This is a genomic window from Mesoflavibacter sp., assembly GCF_964226795.1.
Taxonomy (GTDB): Bacteria; Bacteroidota; Bacteroidia; order Flavobacteriales; family Flavobacteriaceae; genus Mesoflavibacter; species Mesoflavibacter zeaxanthinifaciens.
Map to the genome: position 1 here is coordinate 368,578 of NZ_CAXQQP010000007.1, position 21,071 is coordinate 389,648.

General features: G+C 30.2%; 18 protein-coding genes. 8 read left to right on the forward strand and 10 right to left on the reverse strand.

All coding sequences use genetic code 11. The features are described 5' to 3' along the window. Positions 1 to 13: 13 nt before the first annotated feature. On the reverse strand, positions 14 to 2,008 hold the full coding sequence (locus ACEQT4_RS06890) for a urocanate hydratase (protein WP_370226714.1): 1,995 nt from the start codon (positions 2,006 to 2,008) through the stop codon (positions 14 to 16). 14 nt (positions 2,009 to 2,022) lie between these two features. Beyond that, entirely contained in the window at positions 2,023 to 2,190 is a 168-nt protein-coding gene (locus tag ACEQT4_RS06895) for a DUF5522 domain-containing protein (RefSeq protein ID WP_162138988.1), read from the reverse strand. 49 nt (positions 2,191 to 2,239) lie between these two features. Here ACEQT4_RS06895 and ACEQT4_RS06900 point away from each other — a divergent pair, with 49 nt between their 5' ends. Continuing rightward, the gene (locus ACEQT4_RS06900) at positions 2,240 to 2,563 is read left to right on the forward strand and encodes a hypothetical protein (RefSeq protein WP_370226694.1); all 324 of its coding nucleotides are present in this window, start codon (positions 2,240 to 2,242) and stop codon (positions 2,561 to 2,563) included. Positions 2,564 to 2,566: 3 nt separating this feature from the next. Here ACEQT4_RS06900 and ACEQT4_RS06905 read toward each other — a convergent pair whose 3' ends face one another. Beyond that, on the reverse strand, positions 2,567 to 3,991 hold the full coding sequence (locus ACEQT4_RS06905) for a hypothetical protein (protein ID WP_027881132.1): 1,425 nt from the start codon (positions 3,989 to 3,991) through the stop codon (positions 2,567 to 2,569). Between the two features lie 284 nt (positions 3,992 to 4,275). On the opposite strand from ACEQT4_RS06905, the gene ACEQT4_RS06910 reads away from it, so the two are divergent. Genes ACEQT4_RS06910 through hemL form a run of 3 tightly spaced genes read left to right on the forward strand, consistent with a single transcriptional unit; the run spans position 4,276 to position 7,297 of the window. Beyond that, complete coding sequence (locus tag ACEQT4_RS06910) at positions 4,276 to 5,199, forward strand: 1-aminocyclopropane-1-carboxylate deaminase/D-cysteine desulfhydrase (protein WP_370226696.1); 924 nt, start codon at positions 4,276 to 4,278, stop codon at positions 5,197 to 5,199. A gap of 4 nt (positions 5,200 to 5,203) precedes the next feature. Then, positions 5,204 to 6,016 carry a glucosaminidase domain-containing protein gene (locus tag ACEQT4_RS06915; RefSeq protein WP_106680186.1) on the forward strand — a complete coding sequence of 271 codons (813 nt, stop codon included), beginning with the start codon at positions 5,204 to 5,206 and terminating at the stop codon, positions 6,014 to 6,016. Positions 6,017 to 6,019: 3 nt separating this feature from the next. After that, on the forward strand, positions 6,020 to 7,297 hold the full coding sequence (gene hemL / locus ACEQT4_RS06920) for a glutamate-1-semialdehyde 2,1-aminomutase (protein WP_370226698.1): 1,278 nt from the start codon (positions 6,020 to 6,022) through the stop codon (positions 7,295 to 7,297). Positions 7,298 to 7,375: 78 nt separating this feature from the next. Here hemL and ACEQT4_RS06925 read toward each other — a convergent pair whose 3' ends face one another. From ACEQT4_RS06925 to lysS, 4 genes are all read right to left on the reverse strand, one after another. Continuing rightward, positions 7,376 to 7,732, reverse strand: a complete 357-nt coding sequence (locus tag ACEQT4_RS06925; protein WP_027881136.1) for a hypothetical protein — start codon at positions 7,730 to 7,732, stop codon at positions 7,376 to 7,378. Between the two features lie 135 nt (positions 7,733 to 7,867). Then, the gene (locus ACEQT4_RS06930) at positions 7,868 to 8,341 is read right to left on the reverse strand and encodes a hypothetical protein (protein ID WP_027881137.1); all 474 of its coding nucleotides are present in this window, start codon (positions 8,339 to 8,341) and stop codon (positions 7,868 to 7,870) included. Positions 8,342 to 8,564: 223 nt separating this feature from the next. Next, positions 8,565 to 10,616 (reverse strand): response regulator, encoded by a 2,052-nt coding sequence (locus ACEQT4_RS06935; protein ID WP_370226699.1) that lies wholly within the window; start codon positions 10,614 to 10,616, stop codon positions 8,565 to 8,567. Between the two features lie 148 nt (positions 10,617 to 10,764). After that, the gene (gene lysS, locus ACEQT4_RS06940) at positions 10,765 to 12,459 is read right to left on the reverse strand and encodes a lysine--tRNA ligase (RefSeq protein WP_370226700.1); all 1,695 of its coding nucleotides are present in this window, start codon (positions 12,457 to 12,459) and stop codon (positions 10,765 to 10,767) included. 176 nt (positions 12,460 to 12,635) lie between these two features. Here lysS and ACEQT4_RS06945 point away from each other — a divergent pair, with 176 nt between their 5' ends. From ACEQT4_RS06945 to lipB, 3 genes are read left to right on the forward strand one after another with little or no spacing between them, the layout of a single operon-like run. Continuing rightward, the gene (locus ACEQT4_RS06945; protein WP_081653219.1) at positions 12,636 to 12,794 is read left to right on the forward strand and encodes a YqaE/Pmp3 family membrane protein; all 159 of its coding nucleotides are present in this window, start codon (positions 12,636 to 12,638) and stop codon (positions 12,792 to 12,794) included. A 41-nt stretch (positions 12,795 to 12,835) separates the two neighbouring features. Continuing rightward, positions 12,836 to 13,597 carry a hypothetical protein gene (locus tag ACEQT4_RS06950; protein ID WP_370226701.1) on the forward strand — a complete coding sequence of 254 codons (762 nt, stop codon included), beginning with the start codon at positions 12,836 to 12,838 and terminating at the stop codon, positions 13,595 to 13,597. Between the two features lie 4 nt (positions 13,598 to 13,601). Continuing rightward, a complete protein-coding gene (gene lipB / locus ACEQT4_RS06955; protein WP_027881141.1) occupies positions 13,602 to 14,312 on the forward strand; it encodes a lipoyl(octanoyl) transferase LipB in 711 nt (236 codons plus the stop codon). 39 nt (positions 14,313 to 14,351) lie between these two features. On the opposite strand, the gene ACEQT4_RS06960 is transcribed toward lipB, so the two are convergent. The 3 genes from ACEQT4_RS06960 to ACEQT4_RS06970 are packed head-to-tail and all read right to left on the reverse strand — an operon-like array spanning position 14,352 to position 18,454. Continuing rightward, positions 14,352 to 15,401, reverse strand: coding sequence for a nucleoid-associated protein (locus ACEQT4_RS06960; RefSeq protein WP_370226702.1), 1,050 nt, complete (start codon positions 15,399 to 15,401; stop codon positions 14,352 to 14,354). 8 nt (positions 15,402 to 15,409) lie between these two features. Then, entirely contained in the window at positions 15,410 to 17,821 is a 2,412-nt protein-coding gene (locus tag ACEQT4_RS06965) for a DUF3352 domain-containing protein (RefSeq protein WP_370226703.1), read from the reverse strand. 33 nt (positions 17,822 to 17,854) lie between these two features. Continuing rightward, on the reverse strand, positions 17,855 to 18,454 hold the full coding sequence (locus ACEQT4_RS06970) for a ribonuclease HII (RefSeq protein ID WP_370226705.1): 600 nt from the start codon (positions 18,452 to 18,454) through the stop codon (positions 17,855 to 17,857). 139 nt (positions 18,455 to 18,593) lie between these two features. On the opposite strand from ACEQT4_RS06970, the gene ACEQT4_RS06975 reads away from it, so the two are divergent. Beyond that, positions 18,594 to 20,552 (forward strand): putative porin, encoded by a 1,959-nt coding sequence (locus ACEQT4_RS06975; protein ID WP_370226706.1) that lies wholly within the window; start codon positions 18,594 to 18,596, stop codon positions 20,550 to 20,552. Positions 20,553 to 21,071 lie beyond the last annotated feature (519 nt).

Here is a 21,071-nt window from a genome sequence, read left to right on the forward strand (position 1 = left end):
AGCGTTATGTGTTTTAAATTGAATTCAATAAATCATCATCCACAATATTTGGTAATGTTACTTTTAAGTTAGGCTCGGTTTGCATGGCGCGTTTAATGGCAAAAATAGCCTCGTCATTTCTTGCCCAACTACGTCTTGCAATTCCGTTATTAACATCCCAAAATAACATTTGTTTTAATCGGGTTGATGCTTCTTTAGTACCATCAAGAACCATACCAAATCCACCGTTTATAACTTCGCCCCAACCAACGCCACCACCGTTGTGTATGCTAACCCAAGTAGCGCCTCTAAAGCTATCGCCAATTACATTATGTATTGCCATATCTGCTGTAAAACGAGAACCATCATAAATATTTGAAGTTTCGCGATAAGGACTATCTGTACCTGATACATCATGATGATCTCTACCTAAAATAACAGGTCCAATTTCATTATTTTTTATAGCTTGATTAAAGGCTTCGGCTATTTTCATACGTCCTTCAGCATCTGCATATAAGATTCGAGCTTGAGAGCCAACGACTAATTTGTTTTCTTGAGCGCCTTTTATCCATTGAATATTATCAGCCATTTGTTGCTGGATTTCTTCTGGAGAATGTTGCATAATTTCTTCTAAAACTTGACAAGCAATTTCATCTGTTTTAGCTAAATCTTCAGGTTTTCCAGACGCGCAAACCCACCTAAATGGACCAAAACCATAATCAAAACACATTGGTCCCATAATATCTTGCACGTAACTTGGATATTTAAACTCTCTGCCTAAAGTTGCGTTTGTTGCCATTATATCTGCTCCAGCACGTGATGCTTCTAATAAAAAGGCATTACCGTAATCAAAAAAGTACGTGCCTTTTGCGGTATGTTTATTTATAGCTTTAGCTTGTCTACGTAATGATTCTTGTACTTTTTCTTTAAATAAATCTGGTTGATTAGCCATCATTGTATTGGCATCTTCAAAAGATAGTCCAGCAGGATAATAACCGCCAGCCCAAGGATTATGTAATGAGGTTTGATCACTACCTAAATCAATATGTATGTTTTCTTTATCAAAAGTTTCCCAAACGTCAACTACATTACCTAAATAGGCTATAGAAATGGTTTCTTTTTCTGCTTTAGCTTTTTTAACACGGGTAACTAATTCATTTACATCTGTAATTTTTTCGTCTATCCAACCTTGGTCTAATCGTACTTGTGTGATTTTTGGGTTGACTTCTGCGCAAACCGTAATACAACCAGCAATATTACCTGCTTTTGGTTGTGCGCCAGACATACCACCTAAACCAGAAGTTACAAATAGATTTCCTTTAGGTTGTTTTTTTATTTTTCTAAATCCGTTAAGTACTGTAATTGTTGTGCCGTGAACAATACCTTGCGGACCAATGTACATGTAACTACCAGCAGTCATTTGACCATATTGTGTGACACCAAGTGCATTAAATTTTTCCCAATCATCAGGTTTGGAGTAATTAGGAATCATCATTCCGTTGGTGACTACAACTCTTGGAGCTTCTTTATGACTAGGAAATAAGCCCATTGGATGACCAGAGTACATAACCAAAGTTTGCTCGTCGGTCATTTCGGCTAAATATTTCATGGTTAATCTATACTGTGCCCAATTAGAAAAAACTGCACCGTTACCGCCATAAGTTATTAGCTCGTGCGGATGTTGTGCAACTGCGTAATCTAAATTGTTTTGAATCATTAACATGATTGCAGCTGCTTGTCTAGATTTTGCAGGGTATTCTTCTATTGGTCTTGCATACATTTTGTAATCAGGACGTAAGCGATACATATAGATTCTTCCGTAGGTGTCTAATTCGTTTTTAAACTCTGGAAGTAACGTTGCATGATGTTTTTTATCAAAATAACGAAGTGCATTTTTTAGTGCTAATTTTTTTTCTTCATCATTTAAAATAGCTTTTCTTTTTGGTGCATGATTTAAAGAATGATCAAATGGTTTAGGTTGAGGTAATTCATTTGGAATTCCTTCTAAAATTTGTTCTTTAAATGATATACTTGTTGCTTGCATTACTTTTTTTTTAATGTATTGGTTGATTTATCATACCCATAAGGACAATGTCTGCAACCGCTTTGGCAGCAATAACCACGTTTAAGGTGATATTGCGCTGTAAAACAACGGTAACCTTCTGGTGTTAGATAATAATCACCTTCTTCTACAGGAATGATTTTCTTCATATTTACAAAGATAATGTAATTTTACTACTACTTTTATATCAAAAACCTTATGCTTTTAGTTTTTAAATATTTGGTGCCAAAAGGTTATACGGCTATAACTATTTATCCATTTATAGTGTTAAAGCATAAAAGACAAAAAGATGACATGATTTTAATTAATCATGAAAAAATACATTTAAGACAGCAATTAGAATTGTTAGTGATTGGTTTTTATTTGTGGTATTTTATTGAGTTTTTATTACGGTTAATAAAGTTTAAGAATTGGTATAGAGCTTATTTAAATATTTCTTTTGAAAGAGAAGCTTATAAAAATGAAAACGACCTAAATTATTTAAAATCTAAGTCGTTATGGAGTTTTTTTAAAGAGATTTAAATTCTATCTTCTTTTTGTTTCTTTAGAGCTTTCAGGAGTTCTTTTTAGTGGTTTTGGTCCATAAGGAAATCTTAATCCAATGTGTTGAGATGTAATGTTTCCATTTTCGTCTGTAGAATTAGCTCTGCTAGCTACTATTTGCCATGAAAAAGAGACATTACTATTACCGTTTGATAGTTCTTTTACAGTAAAACCTTCAGCTGATTTATTTGTGACAAAAACTCCATTACAATCACCCTCAAGTTGAATGAAAACTTTTAATGGGTGTTCTTCATCAACGTAAATATTATCTGTTAGTAATTTTTCTAGCTTAATGACTGCTTCACCATTATTCAGTTTTCCTGTTCCAAAATCTTGAAATAAAATTTCCGGAGCTTCAGGAGAAAACATAACTCTAGGTTCTCTGTTTTTGTCTAATACTAGAGTAGAGTTAGAACCGTTACCTACTACTTTGTAGTTTGTGCCTCCAGTTGCATTAGCATCATTATTGTGATTATATTTAAGTCCAACATAGCTATAAGATTGACCGCCGCTTGATGTACCTCCAATAAAATAGCCTCCGTATAAAATTCTTCTAGAAGTACCTCCTAAAACAGGTATTAATTGTTCATCTTTTCCAGCTATTTTTGCAAAAGCACTTGTGTTATTAGTACTTGGGTTGTTGTCACTATCTAAGGAAAAATAACCAGCTGCATGACCATTATGTGCAGAGTTATTTGGTGATCCATTTCCTACCATACCGCTAATGCCGAATCCATCTACAGCAGATCCAGCAACTCCAGCTCCAGTGGTAGGATAGTAACCACCAATACCATTTGCAGCGCCAATAATAGCAGTTCCGCCAGTATTTAAGTTTAGTCCCCAAAACGCATTAGCAAGAGTATCATCATTTCTTCCAGCTACAGCATCATTTGTACCTGCTGCTTGAACATAAACTTGACTAACGGCAGAACCTGCAGAATTTACTCCAATTGTACCAGTACTCAATATTCTAGCTCGTTCACTATTATTAGTAAAAAACCTTAAATCTTGCGCATCTGTTGTTCCTAAAAAATTTGTACCAGCAGTTGTGCCGCTGTTACCAGTTAAAGACCAATCTAATCCACCAGGTGAGCCTGCAAAAGCAATCCATCTAGATCCATTCCAGTAGTATAAACCAGGAGCTACATTGTTTGGAGATGTACCAGATGTTGCAGTGTTATAAACTACAGTACCTGTAGGTATAGATCCTCCTTGAGGATTAACTGCGGTTTCTGTAATGGTATTTACAAGAGCTACATTAGGGAAAACTAAACCTTGTGTGGTAGAAGCTATATCTACTGCGCCTCTTGGTGCAGTAGTCCCAATCCCAACTTGTGAGTAGCTATAATAAAAGCTTAAAAAGGCAAATAAAACAAGTGTGTTTTTTTTTGTGGAAATTCTCTTCATTGCTTTAAGTTTTTTTTAACATTTTAAATAACAAAATTAATCAGTTCTTTACTTTTTAACATTTAAATGCTTTTTTTATCGATAAAAAACATGATATTTAAAATTGTTCATATGCTTTTTTTTACTGATTTTGCTGGTTTTTAGGAGTTTTTTTGCCTTGTAAGAAAACACTTAATTGCTTAAAAATGAATTTTTGGTCAATTCTGTATTTAAATTTATTTATATAGTTTTTCTTTTTATTTTAAATCAGTTTTTTTGAAGTTTGGTACTTAATAAAATAAGTAATGAGTTTAAATTTATTTTCTTCTAATTTTTTATCAGATAATCAGCATGTTTGGTTAGATGATAAAAAAAATATTGAGCTTTCAATAAAGAGAGAAGATTTAATACATCCTTTTGTATCTGGTAATAAGTATAGAAAACTTAAATACAACGTTTTACAAGCTAGAGAAGAAAATAAAACAACCTTGCTAACTTTTGGAGGTGCATTTTCTAACCATATTGCAGCAGTTGCATCTGCAGGTAAAGCTGAAGACTTTAACACTATAGGAATTATTAGAGGAGAGGAATTGAAAGATAAAGTTGACACTAATCCTACACTAAGTTTTGCTAAATCTTGTGGAATGACTTTTATTTTTATAAGTCGTAAAGACTATAGAGATAAGTCTAATCCAAAATTTATAGCAAAACTGAAAGAACAGTTTGGTGATTTTTATTTAATACCAGAAGGAGGAACAAATAATTTAGCCATAAAAGGATGTGAAGAAATTTTTAATGAAAAGGATAGTAAGTTTGATTATATATGTTGTGCTGTTGGAACAGGTGGTACAATTTCTGGGATAATTAATGCGTCAAAATCTAATCAAAAAGTTTTAGGGTTTTCGTCATTAAAAGGTGACTTTTTAAATAAAGATATTAGTAAATTTGTCACAAGTACAAATTGGGAATTAATTACAGATTATCATTTTGGAGGCTACGGAAAAATAAATGACAGTTTAATTGCGTTTATCAATAAATTTAAAGATGAAAATGAAATTCCGTTAGACCCAATTTATACAGGAAAAATGATGTTTGGTATTTTTGATTTAATTAAAAAGGGATATTTTAAACCAAACTCAAAAATTTTAGCCATTCATACAGGAGGATTACAAGGAATAGAAGGAATGAATGCAAAACTTAAAAAACAAAACAAACCGTTAATTCTATAAATTAATGAAGAAAATTTTTACGCTTTTACTACTTTCAATATTAATAGTAAGTTGTGGTAGTTCTAGAAAAGTTACAACTAGAAAAACTAAAACAAAACCAAAAGTTGTTGTAAAAACAACACCAAAAGTAACTGATAAAGAAGAGACAAAAGATGTCGTTGTAGAAGTAACACCAAAAAGTACACCTGAAGTTTATGCAAATAAAACTGAAGAATACATTGCAATATACAGTGATATAGCTCAAGAAGAAATGCGTAATTATGGTATACCAGCTAGTATTACATTAGCGCAAGGAATTTTAGAGTCTGCTTCTGGAAAAGGAAGACTATCTGTAGAGGCAAATAATCATTTTGGTATCAAATGTCATGGTTGGACAGGAGCTAAAATATATCATGATGATGATGCATCTCAAGAGTGTTTCAGAAAATATAAAAACTCAAAATACTCTTTCAGAGATCATTCTTTATTCTTAAAAGAAAGAAAACGTTATTCAAAACTTTTTACACTAGAAAAAGACGATTATAAAAATTGGGCAATAGAGCTTAGAAAAGCCGGTTATGCTACAGATAGAAAGTATCCAGATAAGTTAATAAGCTTGATAGAACGTTATCAATTACATAGATTTGATGCTGAAGTTTTAGGAAAGCAAACCGTTAACAATGATAAACATGTTGTCGTAAAAGGCGATACACTTTATGCCATTTCAAAAAAATATAATATAACAGTAGACCAGTTAAAATCGTTAAACGGTTTACAAAGTAACGATTTACACGTAGGTCAAGTTTTATTTGTAAAACCAATTCCAAAAGATTTTTAATACATGATTTATAAAAGAAGTAGTGCCTTATTTGCTGAAGCAGAAAAAGTAATTCCTGGAGGCGTTAATAGTCCTGTTAGAGCATTTAAAGCTGTTGGCGGAACACCAATTTTTGTTAAAGAAGCAAAAGGAGCATATTTATATGACGAAGATGGAAACCAATTAATAGATTACATAGCATCTTGGGGACCGATGATTTTAGGTCACGCACATGAGCCTGTAGTTAATGCAGTAATAGATAAAGCTAAAAAAGGAACCTCTTTTGGAACACCTACAGAAATTGAAACTAAAATAGCAGAATTAGCTGTGTCAATGGTACCTAATATTGATAAAATTAGATTTGTAAACTCAGGTACAGAAGCATGTATGAGTGCTGTTAGACTAGCTAGAGGTTATACTAAAAGAGAAAAAATAATCAAATTTGCTGGTTGTTACCATGGGCATTCAGATTCGTTTTTAATACAAGCAGGAAGTGGCGCAGTTACTTTTGGTACACCAAATAGTCCAGGAGTTACTCAAGGAACAGCAAAAGATACATTGTTGGCAAAATATAACGATCTAGATAATGTAAAATCTTTAATAGAGGCTAATAAAGATGAAATAGCTTGTATAATTTTAGAGCCAGTTGCAGGAAATATGGGGTGTATACCTCCAAAACCAGGTTTTTTAGAAGGACTTAGAGCTTTATGTGACGACAATAATATTTTGTTAGTATTTGATGAAGTTATGACAGGCTTTAGATTAGCAAAAGGTGGTGCGCAAGAATTACTTGGTATTAAGGCAGATATTGTTTGCTTCGGAAAAGTAATTGGTGGTGGATTGCCAGTTGGTGCATTTGCAGCAAGAAACGAAATAATGAATCATCTTGCGCCTTTAGGACCAGTGTATCAAGCAGGAACCTTAAGCGGAAATCCTTTAGCTATGGCTGCAGGTTTAGCCATGCTTACAGAATTAAATAGTGGAAATGTTTTTGAGAGTTTAGCTAAAAAAACAGAATACTTACATAAAGGTTTAGTAGAAGTTTTAGACAAAAACAATGTGACTTATACTATAAATAGAGTGGGTTCTATGATTTCGGTACATTTTTGTGAAGATGAAGTTGTAGATTTTGAAACATCTGCAAAAGGAAATAATGAAACATTTAAAACGTTTTTTCACGGTATGTTAAACCAAGGTATTTATATAGCGCCAAGCGCATTTGAAAGTTGGTTTTTAAATGATGCTTTAACTTACGAAGATTTAGATAAGACTATAGCTGCTTGTAATACTATATTTAGTTAGATAAAAAAGTATGTTTTGAAATAAAAAAATCCGATTGAAATTTTCAATCGGATTTTTTTATAATAAATATGATAATTATTACTCGTCTTTGATTTGGTCTGTTAATTCTAAATATTTTCCAAATTGTTCTTCATTTAAAACACTTTCTAAAGATGTAAGTAAACGTTTGTTGATTTTTGTTTCTAAATCAGTATAACCGCTAGAACCAATTTTTTGAGTCTTGTTTAATGTATTTGTTTTGTCATAATATTCTTGAAAAGCAGTGTACATAGCTTCTTGTGTTTCTTGATCTGCTTTTAAGTGTCTACCATATTCTACAGCTTTTTGATAAGCTTTTTGGTTAACTTCTGTGCTAAACTTTTGTTGTGCATTAACTGATTGAGTAGTTAATAAAAGTCCAAAAACAAATAAACAAAGAGTAAATAATTTTTTCATTGTAGTAATAGTTAATTAATTGTATCTCAAAGTAACGCTTTTTGATTAATAATTACAAATAAAAAAGCATTGATTAGACAAATCAATGCTTTTTATCTTTTAAAGTGATTAAAATACCAAGTAATTAAGATTATGTTAATCTTTTGATAGCTCTTTATGCATTTTTTTCTCTTCCATACGTTTTCCTCTTTTCATTCTGCTTTTCATTCTAGCTCTTTTCTCTAACATGGTTTCCCATTTTTTGTATTGTTCTTCATTTAAGATGCTTTTCATTTGTTTTTTATTTTCAATTTGAGCATCTAATTTTTTGTTCTCAAAAGCTAGGCGTTCTTCTTTTGTTGGTTTTTTACCTTTTTCTTTAGCTTCTTTACGTTTTTCCATTGCGGCTTTACGTTGTTTAGCTTGCTCTAAATTAAGCGCCATTACTTTTTTTTGTTGTGCTTCGGTAAGATCTAAATGTAAAGTCATTTTTTTAGTTTGAAGCTCAGCCATTTCTTGAGGCTCTAACTGCATCATTTTTTCTTTACGTTCTTTTTTTACTTCTTTTTTGTCTTGTGCATTAGCTTGAAAAGTGATCAATGCTAAAGCTAGTATTGCTAATTTTTTCATCTGTTTTGTTTTTTAAGTTATTTACTACTTTGACTTTTAAAAACTTAAATGGTTTAATAGTGTTTTATTTTTGTGAATTAATTAACAATCTGATTTTTTATTAATAGTTGATAATACTTTGTAAACGAAGGATAGTTGTTGATTTTGATAAAAAGTAATTTATCTAGTTTTAAAACAAGTGATAGAAACTTGACCTGAGTTAGAAAAATAAAGTAGGTGCTAGTTAATCTTTATTAAAATGGAAAAATAGTAGCTTATACAAGTGTTCTTTTTTGAAAGGTTTTGAAAGATAGTTATTCATGCCACTTTCTAAAGCTTTGTCTATAGCTTCTGTAGTTACATTAGCAGATAGTCCAAATATAATAACCTCTTTATTAAATTCTCTAATCTTTTTTGTTGCTTCCCAGCCGTCCATTTCTGGCATATGTATATCCATAAATATAAGCTGATAATTTTTTTCTTTAAATTTTCTTAGGCCTGCTTTTCCGTTATTAGCAGAGTCGGCTTTAACTCCTAAATCTTCAAGAATTTTTTTAAGAACAATAATGTTTAATTTGTTATCATCTACAATTAATACATTTAAATCATTAAGATTAATGTCTTTTTGGTTTTCAAACTTAATATTGTTGTCTTCTTGGTTTTTTAAAATTGGATATTTTAAGTAAAATTCAAACGTTGTTCCTTTATTAGGTGTGCTTTTTACAGAAATTTCTCCACCCATCATTTTTATAAAGATTTTACAAATAGCAAGTCCTAAACCACTACCTTCATATTGCTTTTTAACACTGTTTTCTAATTGTGTAAACCTTTCAAAAATTGTATTTAATCTATTTTTTGGTATACCAATACCAGTATCTGCTATAGATATATTAATATGTAACTTGTTATCGTTTGTGATTTCTTCATTATATGTTAGTGTAACACCGCCATTATTTGTGAATTTTAACCCGTTTTTAAGTATGTTATTTACGACTTGAATAAATTTACTTTCGTCACCTAAAACAAATTTGTTTTCTATGTTTATGTATTTTCCTTTAAGGTATAAGTCCTTCTGTATAAATAAAAATTGATTAACCTCTATTAATTCAATTATTTTTTGATATGGGTTAAATTTAACTTTTGTTAATTCTAGTTTGCCAGACTCGATTTTATCAATATCTAAAATATCGTTTACGATATTTAATAAGTTGCTTGAGGACTTACTCATTAAGTTTAGATATTCTTTGTCGTTTTTATTAAGATTGCTGCTTTTTAAAAGATCTATAAAGCCTAATATAGCGTGTAAAGGTGTTCTTATCTCGTGGCTCATATTAGATAAAAACTCTGTTTTAGCTAAAGAAGCTTTTTCTGCCTTTTTACGTTCTATGTTTAGTTGCTTGTTAGTTTGTAAAAGTTCTTTGTTAGATTTTAAAACTAATTTTCTTTCAGCTCTTGCTCTTTGGTAAAAGTAGATTAATAAACTAATTAAAAAACTTAAAATAAGACCAATTATAAGTGTTATATTGGTTATGTATCTTCCGTTTGCTGTAAAAAGGTTTTTATTTGCGGTTACTTGAAGTTTCCATTTTTGATTGTCTAGTTTATCTACAAGAATGCTATCTTGAAAGATGATGTCATTGGTAGTTTTTGAGTCTTTATTTAATTCGTAAAATAAGGTGTTGTTATGGTCAAATAGCTGTATGGAAAGATGGTTGTTTAAGTTTTTAGCCAGCTTATCAAAATTGTCTTTAAAATTCATTCCGCCAGTAATCGTTCCTTGAAATTTATTTTCAAAATAAACTGGTACATCTACCAAAAAAGCATTTCCACCTTGTGTTAGTTTAGCCCATGGTGTTATGTTTACAGAACTGTCTTTGCTATGTTGTATCCATTCATCTCTTCTATATTCGATTTTAGAGATATCTAAGTTTATAGCTTTTTGGTTACCTTTTAAAGGGTTTATTTTTCTGATAACCATAGCGCTATCAATCCATTCTAAAAACTTAAATGATTGATTTTGCTCAAGAAGCATAGAGGCATCTTTTTCCCAATAATCTAGATATAAACCATTGGTGAATTCTATTCTGTTTTTAAGATTTTCAAGTCTAGAGACATCGGCTTTAAAGATGTTTTTAAATTCTTTAGATATTAACTTGCCATTTTGTAGGACGCTTTCTCTAACTAAATCTTTATTATTATTTAAAGCTTCTTGCCAAGCTGTGATTACAATTAGTGTTATTACTAAAAATGTAGCCAAAGGAAATATAACAATCTTTTTGTTTAAAGTTTTAAACATTGTAATAGGTTTTGGCTTACATAATCTTAGAAGATATAAGCTTTTTCTTAAGTTTAAGTAAATTAGTTTTACTAGTACAATTTACAAAAAAAACCTAAATTATATCGATAGATAAAATTTAGGTTTTATGTGCTAATTAATTTAGGTTTTAAGCTATTTCTACAAATAAACCTTCGTCGGTTTTGTTGACTTTTGCAACACCAAGTTTGGTTAAACCTTTTATGGTTTTGTCCCATTTTTTATTACTTAATCCAGATTGAGATTTAAGCTCGTTAAGGTCTATTGGGTTATTTGCTTTTAAGATTGCAAACACTGCTTTTTCTTCATCTGTCATTGGTATTGCTTTTTTCTCAGGTTTCATTTGAGGGAAAAACAATACTTCTTGTATAGATTGGTTATTGGTTAAAAACATGATTAATCTGTCCATACCAATTCCCATACCAGATGTAGGTGGCATACCATATTCTAAAGCACGTAAAAAGTCGTAGTCTATAAACTCTGTAGCTTCGTCGTCTCCTTTTTCGGCTAATTTTAATTGGTGTTCAAAACGTTCTTTTTGATCAATAGGATCGTTAAGCTCTGAATAGGCATTTGCAATTTCTTTACCGCAAACCATAAGTTCAAAACGTTCTGTTAACTCAGGGTTATCACGGTGTTCTTTACATAACGGACTCATTTCTTTTGGGTAATCTGTGATAAATGTTGGTTGGATGTAATTACCTTCACATTTTTCTCCAAAAATTTCGTCAATTAACTTTCCTTTACCCATGGTTTCATCAACTTCAATACCCATGTCTTTTGCAGCTTGTCTTATTTCTGCTTCTGTTTTACCTGTAATATCAAAACCTGTAAAATGTTTTATGGAGTCTGCCATAGTCACTCTTGCGTATGGCGCTTTAAAGTCTATTTCGTGTTTGCCAAATGTAGCTTTTGTTGTTCCGTTTACAGCTGTTGCACAATGCTCTAATAATTGCTCGCAAAAATCCATCATCCAGTTATAGTCTTTGTAAGCCACGTAAATTTCCATAGCGGTAAATTCTGGATTGTGTGTACGGTCCATACCTTCGTTACGGAAGTTTTTAGAAAACTCATAGACACCTTCAAAACCACCAACAATTAATCGTTTTAGATACAGTTCGTTAGCAATTCTCATATATAAAGGAATGTCTAAACTGTTGTGATGCGTTATAAATGGTCTTGCAGCAGCGCCACCAGGTATTGGTTGTAAGATTGGTGTTTCAACTTCAAAATAACCAGAGTTATTAAAAAATTGACGCATAGCGTTAAACAATTTAGTACGTTTTACAAATACGTCTTTAACTTTTGGGTTAACCACTAAATCTGCATAACGTTGGCGGTAACGTAATTCTGGATCATCAAATTTATCATGAATATTACCTTCTGCATCTACTTTTGGTAATGGTAAAGGTTTTAATGCTTTACTTAATAAAGTAAAGTCTTTTACTAAAACTGTTTTTTCGCCAACTTTAGTTGTAAATAATTCACCTTCAATACCAATAAAATCGCCTATGTCAAGTAATTTTTTGTAAACAGTATTGTATTTTGTTTTGTCTTCGCCAGTACAAATTTCGTCTCTATTAAAATAAACTTGAATACGACCTTCGCTATCTTGTAGTTCGGCAAAACTAGCATTTCCTTGAATACGACGACTCATTAAACGACCGGCAATAACTACCTTTTTACCTTCTTCAAATTGAGATTTTATTTGTTTAGAGTTTTCGGTTACAGGAAATAAATCCGCAGGATAAGGATTAATACCAAGTTCTCTTAATTTACATAGTTTTTCTCTTCTTACAAGTTCTTGCTCAGATAATTGTGACATGTTTATTTTGAATATAATTTTAGCTGGCAAAGATAAGATATTAACAGAGGAATTAAAACTATTTTTTTACGTAATGCAGCGTCTAGAATTGAATTAAAATAAGGATTATTTTTTGTAACAAATGACTTTTGTAAACGTCTTATATGTAATCATCAATCATTAAAAATCAAATTATTATGTCTTTTTGGCGCGTATTATTATGCATTTTCTTTCCGCCTTTATCCGTTTTAGATAAAGGATGCGGATCAATTCTAATCGTATTTATATTATGGTGTTTGGGTTGGATACCAGGTACTATTGCGGCTTTGATAATTGTAAACAATCCTAACAGATAAATCGTATCTTTGTACTTTAATCAACTTAATCAATAATTATAATGAACAAATTTTTTACTCTAGTTTTTAGTCTAATGACTCTGTTTTTAACCAGTTGTAACTTTTCTGAAGATGTTTATATCAACGAAGACGGATCAGGTAAAATTTCTTTCTCTTTTGATGGCTCTCAATTAATGCAAATGGCAGGAGATAAAATAAAAGAAGATGGTGAAAAAGCTATAGATTCTACCTTTAGTTTTAAAGAATTGTTTGACGAAAAAAGAGATAGTATATCTAAGTTACCAGCTGAAGAACAAGCGAAATTTAAAAAGCTAGAAAACTTTAGTATGCATATGGTTATGAATCCTGAAACAGAACAAATGACATTTGAGTTGTTTACAGAATTTAATAATGCTTCTGAAATGCAAAATATGTTTGAAGCAATGAATACTTTTAGTGAGTTAGAAGGTAATAAAAAAGGTAAGAAGCAACCAATTAATGATCCGGCAAACCCTTTTAGTCAATTAGATAATACAGCTACAAAACTAAACTATAATTTTGACGGAAAAACATTTACAAGAACAGTAAAAATTCTGGATCCAGAAGCTCATCAAAAAGGAGCAGACAGTATTAAAGATATGATGGCTATGTTTGGATCTTCTACCTATAAATTAAATTATCATTTTCCTAGACCAGTAAAATCTGTAAATAATGATAACGCTATGTTTAGTGCAGATAGAAAAACTATAATGGTAGAATTTCCTTTTGCAACTTATGTAACAGATCCAGAAGCTTTAAATTTGGAAGTAATTTTAGAAGATTAATACATTGAATAAACAAATAATAATAGAAGATTTAGGATTTAAAGACTATAAAGATACTTGGGATTACCAAGAAACTTTATTTAAAGAAATCCTTGATATAAAAATTAAAAATAGAAGAGAAGATGCAGGTTTAGAAACTCCAAACTATTTTCTTTTTGTAGAGCATCCGCATGTATATACTTTAGGTAAAAGTGGAGATATGTCTAATTTACTTTTAGATGAAAAACAGTTAGAAGAAAAAGGTGCTACATTTTATAAAATAAATAGAGGCGGAGATATAACTTATCATGGACCAGGACAAATTGTTGGTTATCCTATATTGGATTTAGACAATTTTTTTACAGACATCCATAAGTATTTACGTTTTCTTGAAGAGGTTATTATTTTAACTTTAAAAGAATACGGTTTAGATGCTACCCGTAGTGAAGGCGAAACAGGAGTTTGGTTAGATGTTGGTACACCGTTTGCACGTAAGATTTGTGCTATGGGCGTACGTGCTAGTAGATGGGTAACTATGCATGGTTTTGCACTTAACGTGAATGCAAACTTAGGATACTTTGATAATATTATTCCTTGCGGCATAAGAGGAAAAGCAGTAACTTCTTTAAATGTAGAGTTAGGTGTAAAGGAAGTAGATGAAGCTGAAGTAAAAGAAAAACTACTTAATCATTTTAAAACTCTTTTTGAAGCTGAATTTGTAACAGCGACAGTATAAAAAAAAAGCGATTTGAAATTTCAAATCGCTTTTTTGTTTTTAATCTTCTGCATTAAAATATACTTTATAGTAATGCATTTTTTTGTCCTCGTCGTAACCGCGTTCTAGATGTTCGCTAGCAGCATCTGGTGCGTCAATATCAAGTTTTATTTGGATATGCGTATCTAATTTTATATCGGTTTTTATTTTCTTTTTTTCTTTGGTTAATACTTTTTCAGAAACATCAAATTGATTTCTGATAATTATGTTTTGTTCGGCTTCAAAATCTTTTTTATAACTTTCAAATAAATCTATGTGTTTTTCTTCTTCAAAGATTTCTTCTTTAAAACGCTCTACATTTATAATTTCATTTTCTTTAAAGAAGTCTATGGTTTTGGCTAAAAAGTCATTTCTTTCTTTAGATCCGTAACTGGTCTTTATAACTTCTGTAGAAAACTCTTTACATAATTCTAAATAGTTTTGGGTATGACTATTATAATCGTCTGCATATTTTATGTTTAAAAACTTGTCTGTCCAATATGCTGAATCATAATTATTGTTATCTACGGTAAGCACTACTTTTCCTTCTGCATCACCAGTGTTTAAAATTAAACAACCTTTGTCTAGTTTTTTGGCATTGATTCCTTTTTGAACAATAACATCGTAGCTATTATTTTCTAAATAGGTTTGAAAGAAATTGCTCTTGTTTTCAATTTTGAAAATACCAACTGCATCAATGACCATTTCATTATATTCTATACCATCAAAATAAGCTACAATAACATCTCCTGTTTTAATTTGTGCACTTGTAGATTGCTCATATAAATGTTTTACTATGTTTTTTGAAGTTTCTACTAATGCATTATCATCACTAAAAATTTCTTTAGAGTAGGCGTTAATTTCATTTAACTCGATATTGGCGTGATGATTAAATCTGTGACTTTGTACTAAGCTGGTAAAAGGTCTTAGTAAAAAGGGTAACATTAGCTCGTAGCTTTCTTCGTCAAACTGTAATTCGTTTTCAGAAAATGCATTTTTTGTATCGTTATGTTTATTACCAACTTTATGGATTATACATTTAAGTATGCTGGCTTTGTTTCTGTTTATCATTAGTGCTATTAGTTAATTTTGTAAACTAAAATATTGTTGCTTTCTCCTTTAGTAACAAATTCTAATTTATTGTCTGTGTCAATATTGTTTAAGTCAATGCTTGAAGTGCCGTAAACCGGGAAGTTTTCAATCATTTCAGCATTACTATCATAAAGAAGAATTTTTTGATTTTGAACATCTGTTACCGAAACGTATATCTTATTATTGATATAAAATAACTTTGGCGCCGTGTAATTTGCTAAATCTAAATTAAGCGTTTTGTCTTTAATATTAAGTATGTTTTCTGATTGAGATACCAATGTTTTTGTAGTTGTAACTAGTTGATGTTTTTCTTTTAGATTGGTATTAGCAACGTTTACATTCCCGTTTTGATCAATTGTAGCTGATTTTCCGTTGTTTGTTGTTGTAATAAATCCGTTATTAAATTCAAAAACTGGTTGATTAGAGTAATTTAACTGTTGCTTTACTTTGATTCTGGTTTTACCTCGCCTTGATAAAATGTGTAAATGATTATCTGTTTTTACAACAATATAGTCTTTAGAGCCAATTCTTATATGTTTTGGAGGTGTATTAATTAAGTCTTTGGCAGATTCAAATTCAAAACCTTTTACTGTTTTTCCTTTTGCATCGTATAATAATACGTTTTTACCTTGAGTGACAAACAATCTGTATTTACGTCTTTTGTCATAATCAAAAACAGCTAAAGGTTGTGTGATTTCGTCACTAAATTTAAGAGGAAAAGGATCTACGTCTTTACCATTTCTGTCTATAACATAAACACGATGCGGAGTTGCAAAAGCTAATTGTAACCTGCTGTTTTTGTACATGTCTATTTGGTTGACTTCGCCTAAAATTGGACCGTCTAGTTGTTTGGTCCATAAGATTTTTCCGTTATTAGAAATTAAATACAACTTGTTAGTAATGTCTTGTACTATAATTTCTTTTTGATTGTTTGTATGATTAGTAACAAATTGCGGCGTGTTAAGTACATCATTTTCAATTTTTATATTGAATACTTCAGAAATAATATTGTCTCTATAACTTTGTTTTGCTTTTTTGAAATTAGCATTGAAATGTGCAAAATCGCGATCATATATAAATTGTATAGCAGAAGTTTTATAACCCTTTAGGTTGAAATCTTCTTCAGAATCTAAGTTGTGTTTAACTGTTGCTTCTAAACTTTCAGGAGTTAAAATCTGTAATATTGAAGCATCATTGCTAATTTTAGATTTTATGTTTTTGTAATAATCACGGTGACTAAAAGTAGTTTGATTTTGATAGTTTGCAATCACGTTTTCTAAAGCTTCTGTAGTTTTAGCAAACACAACAAACTGATCCAATACACAATAATGATTAGCTTCAACTTTATTAATAAAAGGTGCTAATGTGTTATTGAAAATTTCAGGATTACTAAAATTAAACACATCTACATTTCGGTAAGTTTCTACAAGGTGTTGTTCGCTTATTAAGGCTTCTTCTGTAGCAATAACATCTTCTGTGTTTATGATAAATAGGTTGCCAGATTCAAAATAAACTTCTCCAAATTCAATACTATTTTTTAAAAGTGAATTTGCTAAAGTGTCATTTTTCTTAGTAAAAGCGTTTAGGTTGTTTTTAAATGTAGTGTAGTTGTTATAAGTCAAACTTAAAAAACCATTACTGTTAGAAGGTGCAATTTGTGCCAGTTGGTTGGTTTGTGGTATTGTGTTTTTAAAAACATTAATTAAACTGTTGCTACTATCTATTGCTTTGGTAATACCATTTAATATAATTTGGTCTTGAGATATATCTGCATCAAAAGTTAGCGAATTACTGAAATTTGAAAACGTAATTTTCTCGTTTTTGAAAAGACTTTTTACTGGTGAATTGTTTGTTGCAATTACAGAAAATGAAGCATTTTTATCCTGGACGTTAATTAAACTTTTAATGTGTTCAGGTTTTTGCTTGCTGTTTATGATTTGCTCTAATTCGGTTTTAGTATTACTTCCTATTAAAACACTATCTTTTTTAGTGACGTAAAGTTTTAAACTATCTATTGAAATTTCTTCAGCAGAAAATCCTTTTAATTGTAAAGACTTTCTTTTTGTGCTATCTAATGTGAAAATCGAATCTGATAATCTAGTTGAAAAACTAAAAACAGTTTCTTTTTTAGAACCTATACCTATATATATAGGATGTTTTGTTTTTAGATTTTTTATAAAGGCAAACTGCGCAATTGTATTTTGATAGCTTTTAGTTTTGTTTAATGAAGAAAGAAGATCATTATTATTAAGGTTGTTTGTAAAACCTTCTAGGTTGTTGATGGTTAAAACAACATCTGCCTTTTCTGAAATAAAATCTACAACCTTAACTTTTTTTGAGTCTGAATTACAAGAAAAAACTAAGAATACTATTGAAAGGTAATACCAAAAATGTTTCATATAAATAATGAGGGTTTATGCAAAGATAGAAAGTTACAGGTCTAATTTCAATTGTTCTGGTAATAGTCTAAAAGATTTTCTATGATATTTTGTAACGCCAAATTCCTTAATGGCTTCTCTATGCTCTTTTGTTGGGTAACCTTTGTTTTTTTTCCAATTATACATAGGGAATTCTTCATGGATTTTATTCATATACTCATCTCTATACGTTTTTGCTAAAACCGAAGCAGCTGCAATGCTTAAAAATTTACCATCTCCTTTTATTATAGTTTCATGCGGTATTTCTTTAAAAGGTTTAAACTTGTTGCCGTCAACTATGATGAATTCGGGTGTGTTTTTTAAAGTTTTAATAGAATTGTGCATTGCTAAAATTGATGCATTTAAAATGTTTATCTCGTCAATTACATCAGGATAGATATGAGAAAAGCCAAAACATAAAGCTTCATTTTCTATAACAGGTCTTAAAATGTCGCGCTTTTTTTCGCTTATCTGTTTAGAGTCGTTAAGAATAGAGTTTTTAAAATCAGGTTTTAATATAACAGCAGCAGCAGTAACAGGACCAGCAAGACAACCACGACCAGCTTCGTCTGTTCCACATTCAAGGTTAAAGCCAGAAAAATTTAGTTTAAGCATTAAATAAAATGAATAATAAAACGTTTAAAAAATTATAGATTTATGCCTTTCTTTACTAAAAATCAAATACCATAAAGATATTTGCTATTTTTGGCACTTAGATAATTTAAAAATTAAAGACTAAAATAGTCAGCAATTAATGAAAAAAATAATTTTCAGTATAATTTTAATAATGTTTACAGTATTTGGTTTTGCTCAAAGAAAACTTGGAGGGAAGTCAGATGTGTCAAAAGAAGATCAAGAGTTAATGGATTCTATTGGTCAAGGAGGAGAAAAAAAATGGAAAAAAGTCAAATTTGAAGACACAGAAATAACACAATATCTAATAATTACTCCTGAAAGGGACTCTACTTATTTAGATACAACCTTATCTATAAAAAAAGAGTATAAATATAATTATTTAAGACGTGATGATTTTGGTTTAATGCCTTTTGCCAATGTTGGACAAACGTATAATAGTTTAACGCATAATTTTAGTGATAATAATTTATTGCCCAAATTTGGCGCTAACGCAAAACATTTTAATTATTTAGACGCAGAAGATGTTAATTATTACCATGTCCCGACGCCTTTAACAGAAATTTACTATAAAACAGCTTTTACACAAGGTCAGCAATTAGATGCTTTTTTTACGGTAAACACATCAAAACGACTTAATTTATCTATTGCATATAAAGGAATGCGATCTTTAGGGTTTTATCAAAATTCTTTATCAAGTACAGGAAACTTAAGGATGACAGCAAGCTATAAGACTAAAAACAATAGATATATAGCTAATATGCACTTTACCTCTCAAGATATTTTAAATGAAGAAAATGGAGGTATTACAGATGAAAGTATTGAGTTTTTTGAAACTGGAGATGAAGATTTCTTGGATAGAGGTGTTTTTGAAGTAAATTTTGAAAATGCCGAAAGCTTATTTTTAGGAAAACGATTTTATCTTAACCATACATATGATATCATTAAACAAAACGATTCTACACAAACCAATAAGTTACAAGTGGGGCATATAATGATGCTAGAGGATAAAATATACAAGTTTGAACAAAGTAGTAGTAATGACTATTTTGGAGAAGCTTTTAAGACCTCAAATCTAGTAGACAGAAATGAGTATGAGCGTTTTTACAATCAATTGCGACTAGATTATACAAATAAAACAATAGGTAACATACAATTTAATGCAAGTCATAATAATTATAATTATGGTTACAATAAAGTATTGTATTTAGATTCTGGGAAAATACCTAATAGGATTAAAGGAGACATATTAAGTGTTGGCGGAAAATATAAAAAACAATATAAAGGTTTCTTACTATCCGGAGAAGCACAATTAAATATCGTAGGTGATTATGATTCTAATTATCTGTCTGCAAAAGCAGGCTATAAGTTAAGTGAAAACTTTGATGCTTCTGTAGGAATTAATCATCATACTGTAGCGCCAAACTTTAATACTTTATTGTATCAAAGTGACTATGTAAATTATAACTGGAAAAATAATTTCAACAATATAAAGACTCAGCAAATAGTTTTTGACATTAAATCAGATAAATACGTAAACCTATCATTAGACTTTAACACCATAACAGACAATGTGTATTTTGCAAAAAACGAAGATGATAACGTAAAGCCTTTTCAAAATAGTGCTACAATTACATATCTTAGAGCAAAACTTCAAAAAGAAATACGATATAAAAACTTCGCTTTAGATAATACGGTACTATATCAAAATGTCTCCGATGAGAATAATACATTAAATGTACCTCAAATAGTAACACGTAATACATTGTACTATTCAAATCACGTGTTTAAAAAAGCGATGTTTCTTCAAACAGGTGTGATATTTAATTATTTCACTAAGTATAATATGAATGGTTATGATCCTTTGTTGGCAGAATTTTATACGCAAAATCAGCAAGAGTATGGTGGGTTCCCTAGATTAGACTTTTTTATTAATGCTAAAATTCGTCAAACAAGAATCTTTTTAAAGGCAGAGCACTTCAATGCAGCTTTTACAGGATATGATTATTACTCAGCACCAAACCAACCATTTCGAGATTTTGCTGTTCGTTTTGGGTTGGTATGGGATTTCTTTATGTAGAATTCTTTTAAGTACAGAACTTAATTATTTTTAAGGCTAGTGCTTTTTTTCCTGGTATGATATAAATTGATTAATGTTTTAGATTTATAAGAAGTATTTATATTGTATATATAGTTGAAACACTATTTAAATGTTTATAAGAAATAAGTAACAATATATGTATACTCTACATAAAAGTATAAGATTTAAAAGGAGTATTAAGTGTATTATATAGGTTGAAAAAACAGATTAGAAAAAAAGATAAAAAAAGTTAAGTTGTAAAACGCTGAAAACAAGGTGTTAAAAAGCAAGAATAAAAAAAAAGCAAAAAAAGTTTCAAAAAAGGGTTGTGGGAATGAAAAAGGGTCTTATATTTGCACCCCGAAACAATAACAACTGAGCAATCAGGGATAAGATTTCGAGAAAGTTCTAGATAAAATATTGATTAAGCAAAACGGTGAAAAAATAAATTTTAAATTTTTTTAAAAAAAGTTTGCAAGGTTTAAAAACTTGTTTTATATTTGCACCCGCTTAGGAAAT

Bases quoted from the DNA above. Each gene is read 5' to 3' on its own strand.
- ACEQT4_RS06895 (WP_162138988.1), bottom strand. From the start codon at position 2,190: ATGAAGAAAATCATTCCTGTAGAAGAAGGTGATTATTATCTAACACCA.
- ACEQT4_RS06900 (WP_370226694.1), top strand. From the start codon at position 2,240: ATGCTTTTAGTTTTTAAATATTTGGTGCCAAAAGGTTATACGGCTATA.
- ACEQT4_RS06905 (WP_027881132.1), bottom strand. From the start codon at position 3,991: ATGAAGAGAATTTCCACAAAAAAAAACACACTTGTTTTATTTGCCTTT.
- ACEQT4_RS06910 (WP_370226696.1), top strand. From the start codon at position 4,276: ATGAGTTTAAATTTATTTTCTTCTAATTTTTTATCAGATAATCAGCAT.
- ACEQT4_RS06915 (WP_106680186.1), top strand. From the start codon at position 5,204: ATGAAGAAAATTTTTACGCTTTTACTACTTTCAATATTAATAGTAAGT.
- hemL (WP_370226698.1), top strand. From the start codon at position 6,020: ATGATTTATAAAAGAAGTAGTGCCTTATTTGCTGAAGCAGAAAAAGTA.
- ACEQT4_RS06925 (WP_027881136.1), bottom strand. From the start codon at position 7,732: ATGAAAAAATTATTTACTCTTTGTTTATTTGTTTTTGGACTTTTATTA.
- ACEQT4_RS06930 (WP_027881137.1), bottom strand. From the start codon at position 8,341: ATGAAAAAATTAGCAATACTAGCTTTAGCATTGATCACTTTTCAAGCT.
- ACEQT4_RS06935 (WP_370226699.1), bottom strand. From the start codon at position 10,616: ATGTTTAAAACTTTAAACAAAAAGATTGTTATATTTCCTTTGGCTACA.
- lysS (WP_370226700.1), bottom strand. From the start codon at position 12,459: ATGTCACAATTATCTGAGCAAGAACTTGTAAGAAGAGAAAAACTATGT.
- ACEQT4_RS06945 (WP_081653219.1), top strand. From the start codon at position 12,636: ATGTCTTTTTGGCGCGTATTATTATGCATTTTCTTTCCGCCTTTATCC.
- ACEQT4_RS06950 (WP_370226701.1), top strand. From the start codon at position 12,836: ATGAACAAATTTTTTACTCTAGTTTTTAGTCTAATGACTCTGTTTTTA.
- ACEQT4_RS06960 (WP_370226702.1), bottom strand. From the start codon at position 15,401: ATGATAAACAGAAACAAAGCCAGCATACTTAAATGTATAATCCATAAA.
- ACEQT4_RS06965 (WP_370226703.1), bottom strand. From the start codon at position 17,821: ATGAAACATTTTTGGTATTACCTTTCAATAGTATTCTTAGTTTTTTCT.
- ACEQT4_RS06970 (WP_370226705.1), bottom strand. From the start codon at position 18,454: ATGCTTAAACTAAATTTTTCTGGCTTTAACCTTGAATGTGGAACAGAC.
- ACEQT4_RS06975 (WP_370226706.1), top strand. From the start codon at position 18,594: ATGAAAAAAATAATTTTCAGTATAATTTTAATAATGTTTACAGTATTT.